We start from the raw sequence: 16,486 nt of genomic DNA on the forward strand, positions 1-16,486 counted from the left end.
AACCTTGCCACAATCGTTTTTGATAACCATCAGCCGCGGCAAAGTTTTCTTAACCGCGATTTTTAAGCTGTCCGGAACAGCCCCCGCCTATTGTCAGCCACAGAGGACGAAAAGTCCCGAGGAGAAGACCGGAACCGGCTCTCAGGTAAGACAAGGGTAGAATGAACATGAACAACACCGTTATGAAGCCCGCATGGGCTGGAACGACACTGCGTCTCGATCCGTCGCGCTTTCCCCAGCAGGTCAGCTACGCCATCCACGACTCCACAAGTGACGTCAGCATAACGATCGACGAACGCGGCGCCATTCTGCGCAAGATCCTTCCCTCAAGCGGCCTACCGCTATCGATCGCCCTGCCAAAGCGCGCCTTCAAAGGCGTTGCGGCGCGTGCCATCGACCATGGCGACGGCGAAGTGACCGTTACCCTGGAACTGCACCATGAAGATCCCGATCTCTGCATCCCGCTGCTGGTCGCGCACGACCTCGCCGACATCGCCGCCGATTGGCGCGGCTGGTCGGACGCGTTCCGGATTCCGATGCTGATGGTCGAGGCGGATGGCGTTGCACGCCCGCTCGAAGAACACCTCGGCGACCTGCGCACCAGTGCTCTCAAGCCGCGCCGCCGCCACTCCTACTTCGCCAACCGCCGCCCGCGCTTCCTCGTGCGCCGCACGACCGGCAAGCTTGGAGTCGCCATGAAGATCGAAGGCAAGGAAATCATCGCCCGCAGCTAGGCGGCGCGCTGTTTCAGACCATCAATGCCCGGCCGTTGTGCCGGGCATTGTCGTTTCCGCATCAGGGCAAAACGAAGAGAAGCGAAAGAAAGAGGCCGAAAAAGATGATCAGGCCGACGCGATTGTTGGACTTGAACAATACCAGGCACTGGTCGGCATCGTCGATATTGAGCGTTGCGATTTGCCAGGCAAACATGCCGCCCGCAATGAGCAGGCCGAGATAGGCAAACAGGCCGGTGCCGGCAAGCAGGAATGCGCAAAAGGCGAGCACGAGCGTCAGGCCATAGAGGCCCACGAGCCACTGCTTCGTCTTGTCGCCGAAAAGACGCGCGGTCGACCGAACACCGATCAGTTCATCGTCTTCCTTGTCCTGATGGGCGTAGATCGTATCGTAGCCGATGGTCCAGACCACCGAGGCGACGTAGAGGAGGATAGGCGCCAGCGAAAGGCTGCCGAAGATCGCCGCCCAGCCCATCAGAGCGCCCCAGGAAAAGGCAAGGCCGAGGAAGAATTGCGGCCAATCGGTAAAGCGCTTGGCGAAGGGATAAAGCGCGACGATGCCAAGCGACGCGACACCCAGTATGACGGTAAACCAGTTGAATTGCAGGACGACCAGCAGCCCGACCAGCGCCTGCAGCACTATGAAGATCTTTGTCTGCGCGCGTGTCACACGACCCGATGGCAGCGGCCGCGACCGGGTACGGGCGACCTCCATGTCGATCTTGTGATCGACGAGATCGTTGTAGGCGCATCCTGCCCCGCGCATGGCGACCGAGCCGATGAAATAAAGCGCGAGATGGAAAATCAGCTGCCCGCCGGAAAAACGGTCGAGATGAGCCGCCGCATTCGCGGCCATGGCGGCCGACCAGAAGCATGGCCACATCAGGAGCTGCCATCCAATCGGCCGGTCCCAGCGCGCAAGCTGCGCATAGGGCCATAGCCAGGGAGGCAAAACCCTGTAGACCCAGTTGTTGGAAGGCGCATCCGCAACGCGCCCGTTGATTCCGCCGATCTGTTGCATGCGGCCATCTAGCGATGGCTGACGGGACGGGTCAAGGTTCCAGTTGGTGAACTGCTCCACGATGCGTCAATTCGGATCAGTGGCTGTCAGTGGCCGTTCCAATGCCGGATCACCGGTTCCGTCAGATCGTGCTCATATCCCAGCACGCTGACGCTGGTGGTGTCCAAAATGAAACGCGCACCGTCATCCGGAGGCAGGCCAATCCATCGTGCTGCGAGGACACGCAGGAAATGCGAGCTTGAAAAAATAAGGATCGGCCCGTTTGCCTCGAGAATTCCGGCAATGATATTGTCCGCTCTTCTGCCGACGTCGGCGGCGGCCTCGCCGTCGGGACATCCGTCGCGGAAAAGTTTCCATCCCGGCCGCGCGGCCAGAATGTCCTTGGTAGTCACGCCCTCGTAGGCACCATATGCCCATTCCGCGAGATCCGGCTTGATCACGACGTGGTCGCCATAGCCGGCAAGCCGGCAGGTGCTGCTGGCACGCTGCGATGGGCTCGACCACACTGCCGAAAACGACAACCCCTGAAGACGCGGCCCGACTTTGCGCGCGTCCTCCTCCCCCTTGGCGGTCAGTGGAATGTCGCTGCGGCCCGTATGCCTGCCGGAAAGACTCCATTCCGTTTCGCCGTGCCGGACGAGATAAATCTCGGGAAATGCACTGCTCATATGTCGGCTCCTTTCGGAAAGAAAAGGCGCGGTCGTTCCACGCCTTCCCGGCTGATCAGAGGGTGACCTTTTCGAGCGGCGGTCGCGTCGCTTCGAATTCCTTTAGCTTCGCCTCGTTCTCCGCAATGTAGTTGCGGTTGTCAGGGGTGGCGAGCTGGTTCTTCGAAATCTGGATCTGCATGACGAAGAGCTCGTCCCAGCGGAAGCCGATTTCCGAGCCGGCGAGATAGAACTCCCACATGCGGAAGAAGCGTTCGTCGTAGAGTGCGATGGCTTCGGCCTTGCGCGCCACAAACCGCTCACGCCAATGGCGTAGCGTCTGGGCGTAGTGCAATGGCAAGACTTCGACATCCCTCACCAGCAGGCCAGCTTTTTCAATCGGCGGAAGCGTCTCCCCTATCGACGGCACGTAGCCCTGAGGGAAGATGTATTTCTCGATGAAGGCATTGGTGGCGAAGCTCGGCTTGGGGCGCGCGATCGAGTGCAGGATCATCACACCATCGTCGGCCAGCAGTTCGTGCACCTTTTTGAAGTATTTGTCGAAGTTGCCGATACCGACATGCTCGAACATGCCCACCGAAACGATGCGATCGAACTTCCTTCCCGTCATCGTGCGGTAATCCTGCAGCTCGAATTTGACCCGATCGGAAAGCCCGCGCTTCTGCGCACGTTCCCGCGAGATCTTCAACTGCTCCTCGCTGAGGGTGATGCCGGTGAGTTCGAGACCCGGCGTCGCCTCCGCGAGATACATGCCCATGCCGCCCCAGCCAGAACCAATTTCGAGAACGCGCTGGTTGGGCTCGAGCAGCAGCTTGGCGGCGATATGCCGCTTCTTGGCGACCTGCGCCTCCTCCAGGCTGATGCCCGGTGGGCTGTAATAGGCGCAGGAGTATTGCCAGTCCTCGTCGAGGAAGAGCTCGAACAGCTTCTCCGACAGATCGTAGTGATGCGCGACGTTGCGCTTGCTGCGGTTGACGGGCAACCGGCTTTTCAGCTGCTGGATGGCGATGCGGCTGATCAGGAGGGCGGCCATCGGGATATCGAAGATTTCATTGGTGGTGTTTTGCTTCACCATCTCCAGAAAGTCGTAGATGTCGCCCTGTTCGAGAATGAACCGGCCGTCCATATACATTTCGCCGAGCTTGAGGGTGGGGTCGCGGCGGATGAGCTTTTCCGCCTCCTCGTCGGCAATGCGTACGACGACCAGTGCACCGGTGCCGTCGCCAACCATATGCGTTTCGCCATTGGCGAGTGTGAGTTTCAGATTACCCTTGCGGATGAGTTTTTGGACAATCGATAAGAAAGCCGACGCCATGTATGAGGCCTCGCAATTGTGACAGGATGCCCGATCAACTTAGTATCTCTTATCCGCCTTACAAGCGCCGTATTTCGCACCTCGGCAACATGAGCCCCGAAGTGTGATATTTTTGCAATTTGAGTGTCTAAGGCTTTACTTTCGCTTCATGGCCTCGGCAAGAGCTGCACCAAATGCGCCCTGTGACTCTGGCTTGGATGGCGCCGGACGGCGGTCTCCCTGGCTGCGAGGCGCCGGATTAGCGCGGGCCTCGCCGCGCGGCGCGGAAACCGCGGCGCCGTCGTCCTTGCGCATCGACAGAGCAATGCGCTTGCGCTTGGCGTCGACCTCGACAACGCGCACCTTTACCACATCGCCCGCTTTCACAACCTCGTGCGGGTCCTTGACGAAGCGACCGGCAAGCTGGGAAACGTGGACCAGCCCGTCCTGGTGGACGCCGATGTCGACAAAGGCACCGAAGGCGGCGACATTGGTAACCGTTCCTTCCAACGTCATGCCCGGCTTCAGATCGGAGATCTCGTTGATGCCTTCGGCGAAGGTCGCGGTCTTGAAGCTCGGGCGCGGGTCGCGGCCGGGCTTTTCCAGCTCGGCGAAGATGTCCCTGACGGTCGGCAGGCCGAACTTGTCGTCGATGAACTGGCGCGGATCGACCGATTTCAGGATGGAACTATCGCCCATCAGTGCCCTGAGATCGCGACCGCAGGCGGCGACGATCTTCTTGGCGACGCCATAGGCTTCCGGGTGAACCGAGGAGGCATCCAGCGGCTCCTTGCCGTCGCGGATGCGCAGGAATCCGGCGCACTGCTCGAAGGTGCGCTGGCCGAGACGGGCGACCTTCAGGAGATCGCGGCGGGTCTCGAAACGGCCGGTCTCGTCGCGGTGCTTGACGATGGCTTCGGCAATCGAGGTACCGAGGCCGGAGACGCGCGCAAGCAACGGCACCGAGGCCATGTTGAGATCGACGCCAACGGCATTTACCGCATCTTCGACCACGGCATCGAGCGAGCGGGACAGTTTGGTCTGGTCGACATCGTGCTGGTACTGGCCGACGCCGATCGATTTCGGTTCGATCTTGACGAGTTCGGCGAGCGGATCCTGCAAACGGCGGGCAATCGAGACCGCGCCACGTAGCGAGACGTCGAGATTGGGGAATTCGGCAGCGGCGGCGGCGGAGGCCGAATAGACCGAGGCGCCGGCTTCCGAGACGATGACCTTGGTGGGCTTTGCGCCCGGCAGCTCGGCCAGCATGTCGGCCACCAGCTTTTCGGTTTCGCGGCTGCCGGTGCCGTTGCCGATCGAGATCAATTCGACATTGTGCTTGCGGATCAACGAGGCAAGCTCGACCTGGGCACCGCGCACGTCGTTTCGCGGCTGGAACGGATAGACGGTGGAGGTGGCTATGACCTTGCCGGTCGCATCGGTTATCGCGACCTTGACGCCGGTGCGAATACCCGGATCGAGGCCCATGGTCGGGCGCGAGCCGGCGGGCGCTGCCAGGAGCAGATCCTTGAGATTGCGGGCAAAGACGTGGATCGCTTCTTCTTCGGCGCGCTCACGCAACTCGCGCATCAGGTCGAGCGACAGCGACATGGAGAGCTTGACGCGCCATGTCCAGCTCGCGACCTCCATCAGCCAGCGGTCGCCGGGACGGCTGTTGCCGATCTCGTAAGCCGTGGCGATCATGCGTTCGACCGGCTTGTTCGGCGAGGCAACCTCGGCATCGGCCTCGATGGTCAGCGTCAGCACCTCCTCGTTCCAGCCGCGCAGCATGGCGAGCGCGCGGTGGCCGGGGGCGGTTGCCCAGCGTTCGGAATGGTCGAAATAGTCGGAGAACTTCTCGCCGGCTGCCTGCTTGCCATCGACCACTTTCGCCTTCAACAGGGCGGCGCTGCGCATGTGGGCGCGCAGGCGGCCGAGCAGATCGGCGCTTTCGGCAAAACCTTCGGCGACGATGTCGCGGGCGCCTTCGAGTGCCGTTTTGACATCGGGCACGTCGGCGGTGATGTAGGCTTCGGCAAGCGTCGCCGGTTCTTTCATACGGTCCGCCAGGATGGCTTCGGCGAGCGGCCCGAGGCCCCGTTCGCGGGCGATCTCGGCGCGGGTACGGCGCTTCGGCTTGTAGGGCAGATAGAGATCCTCGAGCTCGGCCTTGGTGGAAGCGCCCTTGAGCTTTGCCAACAGCTCGTCGCTCATCTTGCCCTGGCCGGTGATGGAATCCACGATCGTGTCGCGGCGAGATTCGAGTTCGCGAAGGTAAACCAGTCGTTCCGCCAGATCGCGCAGCTGCGTATCATCCAGCCCGCCGGTCACTTCCTTGCGGTAGCGCGCGATGAACGGCACGGTCGCGCCCTCATCCAGCAGCTCGATCGCAGCCTTTGCCTGATCCGGCCGGGCCTTGATTTCGGAAGCGATGACTGCGGAGAGCATGCGGATATCAGCGGCCATGGGGATTCCTGCGTTTCACGAAAGTTGCGGGACCATAGCGGCGAAAAACGGCAAGGCAATGCCCCGCGTCCCTATCCACAGCAACATAGCACGAGACGCGACCGTTTTTGCGGTTGTGCAGATGCGTCATTCTTTGCTAGCAGAGGCGACCGTTTTCAGACCGCCTTCATCGCGCCTTCGCCAGAGAAGGCAAGGAAAGTGACATGCCCGATCTGCTGCTTGAACTCCGCTCCGAAGAGATCCCGGCCCGCCTGCAGCGCAAGGCTGCCGGCGACCTGAAGAAGCTCGTCACAGATGCACTTGTCGAAGCCGGACTTTCCTACGAGGGCGCGCGCGAATACTGGACGCCGCGGCGGCTGACGCTTGATATCCGAGGTCTCACGGCCCGCTCCGCCGACGTGCGCGAAGAGCGCAAGGGTCCGCGTACCGACGCCAACGAAAAGGCGATCGAAGGTTTCCTGCGTGGCGCCGGTCTTTCCTCGATTTCCGAGGCACAGGTCCAGAGCGACCCGAAGAAGGGCGATTTCTACATCGCCATCATTTCGAAGTCCGGCCGAGCCGCCGAAGAGATCATCGCCGGAGTGATGCCTGGCATCATTCGCGACTTTCCCTGGCCGAAGCCGATGCGCTGGGGTGCAGCCTCCGCCCGTCCGGGTTCGCTGCGCTGGGTGCGTCCGTTACAATCCATCGTCTGCATGTTCGGCACAGAGCACGAAGAGACCACTGTCATCCCGTTCGAGGTCGGCGGCATCGTCGCGTCCAACGTGACCTACGGCCACCGCTTCCACGCGCCTGGCGCCATCACCGTCAAGCGGTTTGACGACTACGTCGCGAACCTGGAAAAGGCCAAGGTGATCCTCGATGGCGAGCGCCGCAAGGATATCATCCTGCACGATGCCCGTGATGTCGCCTTTGCCAACGGCCTGGAGCTTGTCGAGGACGAGGGGTTGCTTGAAGAGGTTTCGGGTCTGGTCGAATGGCCGCAGGTGCTGATGGGCAGCTTCGAGGAGGACTATCTCTCGATCCCGTCGGAAATCATCCGCCTGACGATCAAGACGAACCAGAAGTGCTTTGTCACGCGCCCGGTCGGCGGCGATGCGCTGTCGAACAAGTTCGTCCTTGTCTCCAACATCGAGGCGAGCGACGGCGGCAAGGAAATCATCCACGGCAACGGCAAGGTCGTGCGTGCCCGTCTGTCAGACGCGCTGCACTTCTGGAAGCGCGACCAGGGTGACCTGCCAGACCTCGAAACGCTGGAAGCTTCAGCCGCGAAGTTCAATCTCGACCTCAGGAAGCCGCTCGACCAGCGCATGGCGAAGCTCGATGCATTGAACGTGACGTTCCATGCCAAGCTCGGCACACAAGGCGAGCGCGTCGAACGGATCCGGGCCATGGCTGCAAAGGTCGCCTTCCCCGTAGGTGCGGATTACAAGCTGGTCGACAGGGCTGTCGTTCTCGCCAAGGCCGATCTGCGCACCGAAGCCGTTGGCGAATTCCCGGAACTACAGGGCGTCATGGGCCGCAAGTATGCCGCGCTGCAGGGCGAAGACGTCGTTGTCGCAACCGCTATCGAGGATCACTACAAGCCGCAGGGACCCTCGGACAGGGTGCCCGAAGACAAGGTCGCGATATCAGTTGCGCTGGCCGACAAGTTGGATACGCTGATCGGCTTCTGGGCCGTCGACGAAAAGCCGACCGGTTCGAAAGACCCCTTTGCGCTAAGGCGGGCCGCGCTCGGCGTGATCCGCATCCTTCTGGAGCGACGCGTCCGGCTGACTCTACTGCCGCGCATCGAGAGCCATATGGGGCGGATCGACGCGGATTTGGCGGAGAGGGACAACGCCAGGAAAGAACAGCAAGGCGGCGATTATCTCACCTCGTCGGGCAGCGTCGACGATGGCCTGACGCGCCAGCTCGACCTTCTATCGTTCTTCCACGACCGCCTGAAGGTCTACCTCCGCGACCAAGGCGCGCGTCATGATCTCATCGATGCCGTCCTGACGCCGGTCTCCGACGACCTGCTGATGGTCGCCCGTCGAGTCGAGGCGCTGACGGCGTTCATCACCTCCGAGGACGGCAAGAACCTGCTCGCCGGAACCAAGCGCGCGACCCAGCTGCTTGCAGCCGAAGAGAAGAAGGGCACCGTCGTCGCCGACGGCGTTTCGGAAGCGCTGCTCACGCTCGACGCCGAGAAGGAACTGTTCGCGGCGATCATCAAGGCGTCCGCCGAGGCTTCCGCAGCAGTCGACAAGGAAGATTTCCGCTCGGCGATGGAAGCGCTTTCGAGGCTGCGCGCACCGGTAGACCGTTTCTTCGACGATGTATTGGTCAACGACGAGGACGCGGCGATCCGGGCCAATCGTCTTGCGCTGCTGCGTCTGATCCGCGAAGCAACCGGAGCAGTCGCAGACTTCGCGAAGATTTCCGGCTGAGGTGTTCCACCGCACGTCAGAATCGACGTGCGGAAAATCCTGTAATATTCTGTATTATCACGTCAATCCCATCCATCTTCAGATTTTGATTCAAGGGTGGGTTCGAAGGCTCGTCAGCTCATCACGCCGAGAGTCACGGCAGTGAGAACCACGTAGCGCGCGGTCTTCGCAATTGTGACGAGCAGCAGGAACATGGGAAGCGGTTCGCGCAACACACCGGCCACGACCGTGATGGGATCGCCGATCACCGGCATCCAGCTCAGGAGCAGCGACCACTTGCCATAGCGGCGATACCAGCGCTGCGCCTTGTCGAGGGTGGACGGGCTGGCCGGAAACCAGCGCCTGTCGCGAAAGCGTTCGATGCCAGCGCCGAGCAGCCAGTTGACGGTCGAGCCGAGCACGTTGCCGAGGGTTGCTACCGCGATCAGTGCCGCGATTGGATACTTTTGCGCCAGGATGAGAGCAACAAGGGCGGCTTCCGATTGCATCGGGAAAATCGTGGCCGCAGCAAAGGCCGCAAGGAAAAGACCCGCATAGACCGCAAGATCGGTCATGGGGTCTCCACGTCAATGCTTCGCTGCACCCTGTTCCCCATGATCACGCTGACGGCGAACCGGAACTATCATGTCCGAGGCGATATCCAAAGCAATGAACGACAATCGTTTTCAGCATCGTAGCACGGAACCGGTTGGCGATGGCAGCATCACCACGACACGAAAAATGCGCTCCTGCTTCTCTTCAGGAGCGCATTCTATCCACCCTTTGGGTGGAACCCCGATCGACCGAAACCTTGGTCAGGTAGGGGCAGGGAACCGGAGGTCAAAACCGGAGCTTGTAAGTCGAAACGTCGAGCGGCGCGTTTTGTTCCGCCTGAGCGGCCACGCCGGCAGCAACCGGCTTCACATCGCTACCCACGACGGCGGATGTGGTGGAGGCGAGGTCGACACCTTCGGCGGGGACTGCGGGCGCGGAGGCCGTCATCGGTTCGGCTGGCGCCTTGGTGACAAAGACGACGGGCGAGCCGCCCATCCAGCCTTCGGTGCGATAGAGCTTCTTCTCGCCGTCGACATCACGAATCTCGGAGGCTTGCATGGCACCGGGTGCGAGCGTCGGGACCACATAGTCCCGCTTCTCCTGTTCGACCTGCAGCGGTGGGCAGCTCTGGCAGATTTCCCGGGTGATGCTGCCGCGATCCGCACGGGCATCCTTGCCGATCACCTCTATGGATGACGCGAAGGCAGTGCCTGCTGCAAACACGATGACTGCACCGAGAAAGATTTGACGCATGGAACCACTCCGCCTCATGATGACAGCAGTTCTAGCGCGGCTTTATTTCCATCCCGTCAGGGGAAAGGGTAAAAATTTAGGGAACTGACCCGATTTCGATGTCGGATCAGGCTTTTTCGCGCTTGATCGCCTGCCAGCCGATATCGCGGCGGCAAAAGCCGTTGTCCCACTCCACCTTGTCGAGCAGCGCATAGGCGCGCGACTGCGCCTCGCCGACGGTCTTTCCGGACGCTGTCACGTTGAGGACGCGACCGCCCGTTGCGACCAGTGCGCCGTCCTTCAAAGCGGTGCCGGCTTGAAACACCTTGGCGCCCTCGCCCGCTTCCGGGACATGCCGGATCGGCGTGTTCTTCTCGTAGGAACCGGGATAGCCCTTCGACGCCATGACCACGGTCAAAGCCGGATCCTCGTTCCATTCGGCCTTGACCTGATCCAGCGTGCCGTTGGCGGTGGCGAGCAGAAGCGGAAGCAGATCGCTCTTCAGCCGCATCATCAACACCTGGCATTCGGGGTCGCCGAAACGCACATTGTACTCGATGAGTTCCGGCCCATTGGCGGTGATCATCAGGCCTGCGAAAAAGACGCCGGAGAAGGGATAGCCACTTTCTGCCATGCCGCGCATAGTTGGCTCGATGATTTCTTTCATCGTCCGCTCGACCATCTCGGGCGTCATGACGGGGGCCGGCGAATAGGCACCCATGCCGCCGGTGTTGGGGCCGGTGTCGCCCTCGCCCACCCGCTTGTGGTCCTGGGCGGTCGCCAGCGCCAGCGCGTGCTTGCCGTCGGAGAGGCAGAAGAAGCTCGCCTCTTCGCCATCAAGATAAGCCTCGACGACGACCTCGGCGCCGGCTTCCCCGAAGGCGCCTTCGAAACAATCGTCGACGGCGACAAGCGCTTCATCAACTGTCATCGCGACCGTCACGCCCTTGCCGGCAGCCAGACCGTCGGCCTTGACGACGATCGGGGCACCCTGCTCGCGGATGTAGGCCTTGGCCTGCGGGGCATTGTCAAAGCGCTGGTAGGCGCCGGTCGGGATATCGTAGCGGGCGCAGATATCCTTGGTGAAGCCCTTGGAACCTTCGAGCTGGGCGGCGGCCGCCGACGGGCCGAAGACGGCGATACCTTCCCTGCGCAGCCGGTCGGCGATACCGGCGACCAGCGGCGCCTCAGGGCCGACGACAACGAAGTCGATCGCCTTGTCCTTGCAGAAAGCAATGACGGCATCGTGGTCATCGACATTCACCGAGACAAGGGTTGCATGCTCGGCGATGCCGGGATTACCAGGGGCGGCGTAGAATTCCGTCATCAGCGGCGACTGCGCCAGCTTCCAGGCGAGAGCGTGCTCGCGTCCGCCCGATCCGATCAACAGAACCTTCATGCCCGTCCCTTTCGCGTTTCCGTCTGGCGGTTAAGGGCAGAGCGGCGAAAGGTCAAGCAAGAATGCTTGCCCGTGGTCAAGCAAGAATGCTTGCCGAGGTCAGCCGTGCCAAGCCGGAAGGCTACCAGCCTCCGCCACCTCCGCCGCCACCGCCGCCTCCGGATGAGCCCCCACCGCCGCCGCCACCCGAAAAGCCTGACGACGAGCTTGGCGGCGGGCTCGGAAGCGTAGAGGCGATGGTCGACGCCATCGATGACGAGAAGCCGCCGATCCGATCGGAGAAATGACCGCTGCTGAAATTGCCCGAGTACCAGCTTGGTGCATAAGCCGCAGCGACGCCGGTCGCGGCTGCGGCCAGCCATGTTTCAAACGTCCGCGACCATGGTTTCTCGACGCCGAGCGCCACCGCATAGGGCAGCAGCTTCTCGAAATGCTGCGGCGACATCTCGGGCGCGCCGGCCATGTTCATCCGGTCCTTCTCGGCAAGGGTCAGATACTGGCGCAGGCCGTCGATGCCATCCATCATCTTCGAGCCCAGTGGCGTCGGCGCACCCATGATGAAGACATAAAGCATGTTGAGCAGCACGATGCCGCCGACGGCAAAGAGCATCGGCGTCTCGTGGAACTCCATCAGTTCGGAGAACAGGGCAAGCAACAGGGTCGACAGGATGCTGAAGCCGATGAAGGCGACGACGGCGATTGCAATAACTGCGACGATCTTGCCGCCGAGCGACTTGCCGGGACGAAACGATTTGGCGAACCCCGCGATGAACACGGACAGGAAGACCGATACGACGATCGGGATGATCATCAGTACGATCGTTTGCGGCTCTAGGGAGCCGAAGACGAAGAGCGCAATCAGTGACGCCACGCTGAGCGCGATTCCTCCGGTCGTATAACCGGTATTGGCGTTGTAGTACTTGCCGCGATGCTCGCGCTCAATGGCGGAGCGGAAGCCCTCACCCACGGATTTGACGCGCTGGCCGTTCGCCTTGTCGATCGTCAGCGAGCCCCTGCCCACGGCGTTCAGCAGACTGGCTTCACCGGCCTCGAGTTTTTCCTTCGCCGTGGGTTTATCCGTCCGGCGAATGACGATCGACTGCTTCAGATCTTCGAGCACGACGAAGCCGCGTACCGCCAGATTGAGCGCCGTTGCCGACAGCGCCGTCCAGCCCTGGCCAGAGAAGCCGCGATTGTCGATATAGTTCACCAGGGCCGGAGAAATGCCTTCGGGCGGGTCCCAGCGCGGCACGATGACGCCGCGGGCCGGATCGCGGCCAACCTTCAGCCACGAGCGTGTGTAGTAGAGGAAGACGAGGACAAGGCCGCCGAAGCCGATGAAATAGTCACGGTTGTCGCTCAGCCACCAGCGATTTTCGTCACTGGCGCTGGGCGGATCGATGGAACCTTTCGGCATCTTCACAGCGATCGTCAGTCCCTCGCCGGCGCTGAGAGGCGCCGTGGTCGCAAACACGATCCGACCACCCTCTTGGCTGACGCGGGCATTCTTGTCCGTGGCGCCCAGCGGACCTGTGAAGAAATTGGTGTCGGTCGCGCTCACTCCGTCGGGCAAAGTGACGGACGCCGATGCCGACAGGATCGGAAAGATCCAGCCGTTGCCCGTGACGTTCCAGTAGAGTTCGTCGTGGTCGGGGAAGTAGCGGATCTGGCGATTTGTGCGGTAGGTGAAGGCATACTGGTGCCGGCCGTAGCTCAGCATCACGTCCTGCGATCCAGCGTAGATGCGGATGCCATTGGAAATGGATTCGGTATGCCACGGCTCGTCGCGGCCATCGCGTTTGACGGACAGGAGGTCGAAATCGACACGGATGCGGCGACCATTGGCGTCAGTCAGTGCCAGCGGGAAATCACGGAAGATGCCCCGCTTGATGCGATCGCCCTCGGCGTTGACGGTGATCGTTTCGGTCACGATCATCGCCCCGCTCTTTTCGAGCGATATGTCCGAGACGTATGAGTTTATGACTTCCGCCGCAAACGACTGGGCTGCCGTCAGCACGAGACACAATACAAGGCAAAGACCGAGAAACCGCCGGATCATTCTGTTCCCCCGAATGCGGCGTCCCGGCCGCCTCAAATAGTCTCAGCTCTCGTCCGCATAGGTGACACCAAGCGCCGCGAGCGCACGCCAATAGGACGGAAACGTTTTGCCGACGCAATCCGGATCGAGGATCGTGATGCCCTCGATCTTCAGTCCGGCCAGCGCGAAGCTCATGGCGATGCGGTGATCGGCGAAGGTATCGATGCTCGCCGGAAGATGCTGGCCCGCAACCGACGGATCGGACTGGACGATCAGATCGTCGCCCTCCTCCCGCGCCAGGTCAGCGCGGATCTGCGTCAGGCCTGTCGAGAGCGCACGGATGCGGTCGCACTCCTTGACGCGCAGGTTGGCAATACCGACGAAGCGGACAGGCGTCTGGTTGAAGGCTGCGAGGACGGCCAGCGTCGGCACCGCGTCCTGCATCTGCGAGCCGTCGATTTCGGCCGGCAGGTGCGGAAACCTGGCGATCATCTCGTAGGCGCGGGCATCCGGCTGGGTGAAGTCGCCAGCGGCAACCCCAAGATCAATCCTGCCCGATGTCAGCACTTCTGCGGCCCACAGGTAGGTCGCGGCCGATGCGTCCGGCTCGACAACGAAATCGGTGGCGGTATAGCCCGTCGGCTCGATCAGCCAGGAGGACGGCGTCGGCTGGGTGACCCTGGCGCCGAAGGCCCGCATGACGGCAAGCGTCAGGTCGATATAACCGCGCGCGCCGATATCGGCGCCGGCAAGCTCGATCTCGAACGGCTCGGAGCCGCAAGCCGCCGCCATCTGCAGGGCGGAGACATACTGGCTGGAGAGGCCGGCATCGATGACCACCTTGTTGCGGTCAAAACGGCCGGTGGCATCGATCGTCACCGGCGGGCAACCGGTCGGCGCCTCGATGGCGACGCCCAGCGACTTCAAGGCGTCGACCAGCGGCTTGATCGGCCGCTTGCGCATGTGCTCGTCACCGTCGACGACATAGCGGCCATGACCCAGCGCCAGCGCCGCGGTGAGGAAGCGGGTGGCGGTACCGGCATTGCCGAGGAAAAGCGGCGCCGCCGGGGCTTTCAGTTCGCCCGAGCTGGTGACGACGAAGGTGGTCGCATCCGGCTCATCCACCGTCACACCCATGGCGCGCAGCGCGTCGGCCATATAGCGCGTGTCGTCGCTCTTCAGCGCCCCGGTCAGGCGGCTGGTGCCCTTGGCGAGGCCGGCAAGCAGCAGGGCGCGGTTGGTGATCGACTTCGAGCCGGGAGGAACGGCCCGCCCCGAAAGCGGCTTGCCCGGCGGGATGATGGTGAGCTTGTCTTTACCCATTGCCTTGTCTTTTCCGTCAATTGCGCGAGAGCCGTTTCCGGCCGCGATCTTTCCCTGCTCATAGCAGTTTTTGCGCAAAGGCAAATGCCGGATATCAGAACTTTACCGCCGGAACGGCGCGGTCGGCCTCGTTGGTGATCTCGAAATACTCGCGCTTCTGGAAGCCGAACTGGTTGGCAACCAGATTGGACGGGAAGCTTTCGACCTTGACGTTGAGATCGCGGGCGGCTCCGTTGTAGTAGCGCCGCGCCATCTGGATCTCGCTTTCCATCGTTTCGAGCGAGGTCTGCAATTCGCGGAAGTTCTCGTTGGCCTTCAGGTCCGGGTAGGCTTCGGCAAGCGCCAGCACACGGCCGAGCGCGGCACCGAGCAGGCCTTCCGCTTGCGCACGTCCGGCGACATCGCCCGCCGGAACCGACTGCGCCTTGTTGCGCAGCGCCACGACCTCTTCGAGTGTTGTCTTTTCGTGGGTCGCGTAGCCCTTCACGGTCTCGATCAGATTGGGGATCAGATCGGCGCGGCGCTTCAGCTGCACGTCGATGCCGGACCAGGCTTCCTCGGCCATCTGGCGGGCGCGAACGAGGCCGTTATAGATGAAAACAGCATAAAGCGCGATCAGGACGATGACGCCAAGAACAGTGAACATCGCGAATCCCCCGCAACGAAATAGAGTTGCGGCGGAGACTACGCAGGTTTCAAGGTTAGCGTCAAACTTAGAGGCGGACGAGAACTTCCGAAGCGGTTTTCTTGGCGCCGAACGCCGCAGCATCTAGCGGGAAAGGCAGACCACCTTGGCCTCGCAGGGGCGGCTACGGCAGGCGGTCAGGCCGCATTGGCGAGGTTCGCACCACCGGCATCCGTCAGCAGGAAGGCTTCGCCGCAGGCCTTGGCAAGCGTGCGTACCCGCAGAATATAGCTCTGCCGCTCGGTGACCGAGATCACACCGCGGGCGTCGAGCAGATTGAAGACGTGGCTGGCCTTGATGCACTGATCGTAAGCAGGGAAGACGCACTTGTGCAGCTTTTGATTATCGCTGTCACCCGGCGCGCCGGCCGCGAGCAGCGCCTGGCATTCCTTCTCGGCGTCGATGAAGTGGCGATGCAGCATCTCGGTGTTGGCAAATTCGAAATTGTGGCGGGAGTATTCCTGCTCGGCCTGCAGGAATACATCGCCATAGCTGATCTTCTCGTCGCCTTCGCGACCGTTGAAATTCAGGTCGTAGACGTTGTCGACGCCCTGGACGTACATGGCCAAACGCTCGAGGCCATAGGTCAGCTCGCCGGCGACTGGCGAGCATTCGAGGCCGCAGACCTGTTGAAAATAGGTGAACTGCGAGACTTCCATGCCGTCGCACCAGCATTCCCAGCCCAGCCCCCAGGCACCCAGCGTCGGGCTTTCCCAGTCGTCCTCGACGAAGCGGATGTCGTGCAGCAGCGGATCGAGGCCAATCGCGGCCAGCGAACCGAGATAGAGCTCCTGCAGGTTCGGCGGGTTCGGCTTCAGGATGACCTGATACTGGTAATAATGCTGCAAACGGTTCGGGTTCTCGCCATAGCGGCCATCCGACGGGCGGCGCGAGGGCTGCACGTAGGCGGCCTTCCACGGCTTGGGGCCAAGCGCCCGCAGCGTTGTCGCCGGGTGGAACGTCCCGGCGCCGACTTCCATGTCGTAAGGCTGCAGCACCGCGCAACCCTTGTCCGCCCAATAGCTGTGAAGCGTCAGGATCAGCGCCTGGAAGGAGCGCTTCGGGTTCATGTGGTCGGGTATGGCGGCTGCGGACATCGAACGGCTTCCGAATTCGTACAAATTGTGCGCGGACAGGTGCCACGGCCAACCCGACGGGTC

General features: G+C 62.0%; 13 protein-coding genes. 2 read left to right on the top strand and 11 right to left on the bottom strand.

Features of this window, described 5'->3' with window-relative positions:
- Positions 1-167: 167 nt before the first annotated feature.
- The gene (locus ASC90_RS20100) at positions 168-734 is read left to right on the top strand and encodes a DUF6101 family protein (RefSeq protein WP_056544938.1); all 567 of its coding nucleotides are present in this window, start codon (positions 168-170) and stop codon (positions 732-734) included.
- 61 nt (positions 735-795) lie between these two features.
- Here ASC90_RS20100 and ubiA read toward each other — a convergent pair whose 3' ends face one another.
- The 4 genes from ubiA to ASC90_RS20120 all read right to left on the bottom strand — a co-directional run bounded on the left by ubiA (position 796) and on the right by ASC90_RS20120 (position 6,183).
- Positions 796-1,755, bottom strand: coding sequence for a 4-hydroxybenzoate octaprenyltransferase (gene ubiA / locus ASC90_RS20105; RefSeq protein ID WP_056544939.1), 960 nt, complete (start codon positions 1,753-1,755; stop codon positions 796-798).
- Between the two features lie 86 nt (positions 1,756-1,841).
- Entirely contained in the window at positions 1,842-2,423 is a 582-nt protein-coding gene (locus ASC90_RS20110; RefSeq protein ID WP_056544213.1) for a histidine phosphatase family protein, read from the bottom strand.
- A gap of 55 nt (positions 2,424-2,478) precedes the next feature.
- A complete protein-coding gene (locus ASC90_RS20115; protein WP_056544215.1) occupies positions 2,479-3,738 on the bottom strand; it encodes a cyclopropane-fatty-acyl-phospholipid synthase family protein in 1,260 nt (419 codons plus the stop codon).
- A gap of 135 nt (positions 3,739-3,873) precedes the next feature.
- Positions 3,874-6,183 carry a Tex family protein gene (locus tag ASC90_RS20120; RefSeq protein ID WP_056544217.1) on the bottom strand — a complete coding sequence of 770 codons (2,310 nt, stop codon included), beginning with the start codon at positions 6,181-6,183 and terminating at the stop codon, positions 3,874-3,876.
- Between the two features lie 203 nt (positions 6,184-6,386).
- On the opposite strand from ASC90_RS20120, the gene glyS reads away from it, so the two are divergent.
- Positions 6,387-8,615 (top strand): glycine--tRNA ligase subunit beta, encoded by a 2,229-nt coding sequence (glyS, locus tag ASC90_RS20125; protein ID WP_056544220.1) that lies wholly within the window; start codon positions 6,387-6,389, stop codon positions 8,613-8,615.
- 113 nt (positions 8,616-8,728) lie between these two features.
- Here glyS and ASC90_RS20130 read toward each other — a convergent pair whose 3' ends face one another.
- From ASC90_RS20130 to ASC90_RS20160, 7 genes are all read right to left on the bottom strand, one after another.
- Positions 8,729-9,169 carry a YqaA family protein gene (locus ASC90_RS20130; RefSeq protein WP_056544224.1) on the bottom strand — a complete coding sequence of 147 codons (441 nt, stop codon included), beginning with the start codon at positions 9,167-9,169 and terminating at the stop codon, positions 8,729-8,731.
- Between the two features lie 265 nt (positions 9,170-9,434).
- Entirely contained in the window at positions 9,435-9,902 is a 468-nt protein-coding gene (locus ASC90_RS20135) for a plant virulence effector HPE1-like domain-containing protein (protein ID WP_056544227.1), read from the bottom strand.
- 106 nt (positions 9,903-10,008) lie between these two features.
- Positions 10,009-11,280 carry a phosphoribosylamine--glycine ligase gene (gene purD, locus ASC90_RS20140; RefSeq protein WP_056544229.1) on the bottom strand — a complete coding sequence of 424 codons (1,272 nt, stop codon included), beginning with the start codon at positions 11,278-11,280 and terminating at the stop codon, positions 10,009-10,011.
- Between the two features lie 121 nt (positions 11,281-11,401).
- Positions 11,402-13,339, bottom strand: a complete 1,938-nt coding sequence (locus tag ASC90_RS20145; RefSeq protein ID WP_056544232.1) for a DUF2207 domain-containing protein — start codon at positions 13,337-13,339, stop codon at positions 11,402-11,404.
- 42 nt (positions 13,340-13,381) lie between these two features.
- Positions 13,382-14,641 (bottom strand): 3-phosphoshikimate 1-carboxyvinyltransferase, encoded by a 1,260-nt coding sequence (locus ASC90_RS20150; RefSeq protein ID WP_056544944.1) that lies wholly within the window; start codon positions 14,639-14,641, stop codon positions 13,382-13,384.
- Between the two features lie 94 nt (positions 14,642-14,735).
- Positions 14,736-15,287, bottom strand: a complete 552-nt coding sequence (locus ASC90_RS20155) for a LemA family protein (RefSeq protein WP_056544235.1) — start codon at positions 15,285-15,287, stop codon at positions 14,736-14,738.
- A 176-nt stretch (positions 15,288-15,463) separates the two neighbouring features.
- A complete protein-coding gene (locus ASC90_RS20160) occupies positions 15,464-16,423 on the bottom strand; it encodes a glycine--tRNA ligase subunit alpha (RefSeq protein ID WP_056544237.1) in 960 nt (319 codons plus the stop codon).
- Between the last annotated feature and the right edge of the window lie 63 nt (positions 16,424-16,486).

The organism is Rhizobium sp. Root1220, from assembly GCF_001426265.1.
Lineage (GTDB): Bacteria > Pseudomonadota > Alphaproteobacteria > Rhizobiales > Rhizobiaceae > Rhizobium.

What these genes read in the sequence shown, in the direction of transcription:
- ASC90_RS20100 (WP_056544938.1), top strand. Translation starts at nt 168, where the DNA reads ATGAACAACACCGTTATGAAGCCCGCATGGGCTGGAACGACACTGCGT.
- ubiA (WP_056544939.1), bottom strand. Translation starts at nt 1,755, where the DNA reads ATGCAACAGATCGGCGGAATCAACGGGCGCGTTGCGGATGCGCCTTCC.
- ASC90_RS20110 (WP_056544213.1), bottom strand. Translation starts at nt 2,423, where the DNA reads ATGAGCAGTGCATTTCCCGAGATTTATCTCGTCCGGCACGGCGAAACG.
- ASC90_RS20115 (WP_056544215.1), bottom strand. Translation starts at nt 3,738, where the DNA reads ATGGCGTCGGCTTTCTTATCGATTGTCCAAAAACTCATCCGCAAGGGT.
- ASC90_RS20120 (WP_056544217.1), bottom strand. Translation starts at nt 6,183, where the DNA reads ATGGCCGCTGATATCCGCATGCTCTCCGCAGTCATCGCTTCCGAAATC.
- glyS (WP_056544220.1), top strand. Translation starts at nt 6,387, where the DNA reads ATGCCCGATCTGCTGCTTGAACTCCGCTCCGAAGAGATCCCGGCCCGC.
- ASC90_RS20130 (WP_056544224.1), bottom strand. Translation starts at nt 9,169, where the DNA reads ATGACCGATCTTGCGGTCTATGCGGGTCTTTTCCTTGCGGCCTTTGCT.
- ASC90_RS20135 (WP_056544227.1), bottom strand. Translation starts at nt 9,902, where the DNA reads ATGCGTCAAATCTTTCTCGGTGCAGTCATCGTGTTTGCAGCAGGCACT.
- purD (WP_056544229.1), bottom strand. Translation starts at nt 11,280, where the DNA reads ATGAAGGTTCTGTTGATCGGATCGGGCGGACGCGAGCACGCTCTCGCC.
- ASC90_RS20145 (WP_056544232.1), bottom strand. Translation starts at nt 13,339, where the DNA reads ATGATCCGGCGGTTTCTCGGTCTTTGCCTTGTATTGTGTCTCGTGCTG.
- ASC90_RS20150 (WP_056544944.1), bottom strand. Translation starts at nt 14,641, where the DNA reads ATGGGTAAAGACAAGCTCACCATCATCCCGCCGGGCAAGCCGCTTTCG.
- ASC90_RS20155 (WP_056544235.1), bottom strand. Translation starts at nt 15,287, where the DNA reads ATGTTCACTGTTCTTGGCGTCATCGTCCTGATCGCGCTTTATGCTGTT.
- ASC90_RS20160 (WP_056544237.1), bottom strand. Translation starts at nt 16,423, where the DNA reads ATGTCCGCAGCCGCCATACCCGACCACATGAACCCGAAGCGCTCCTTC.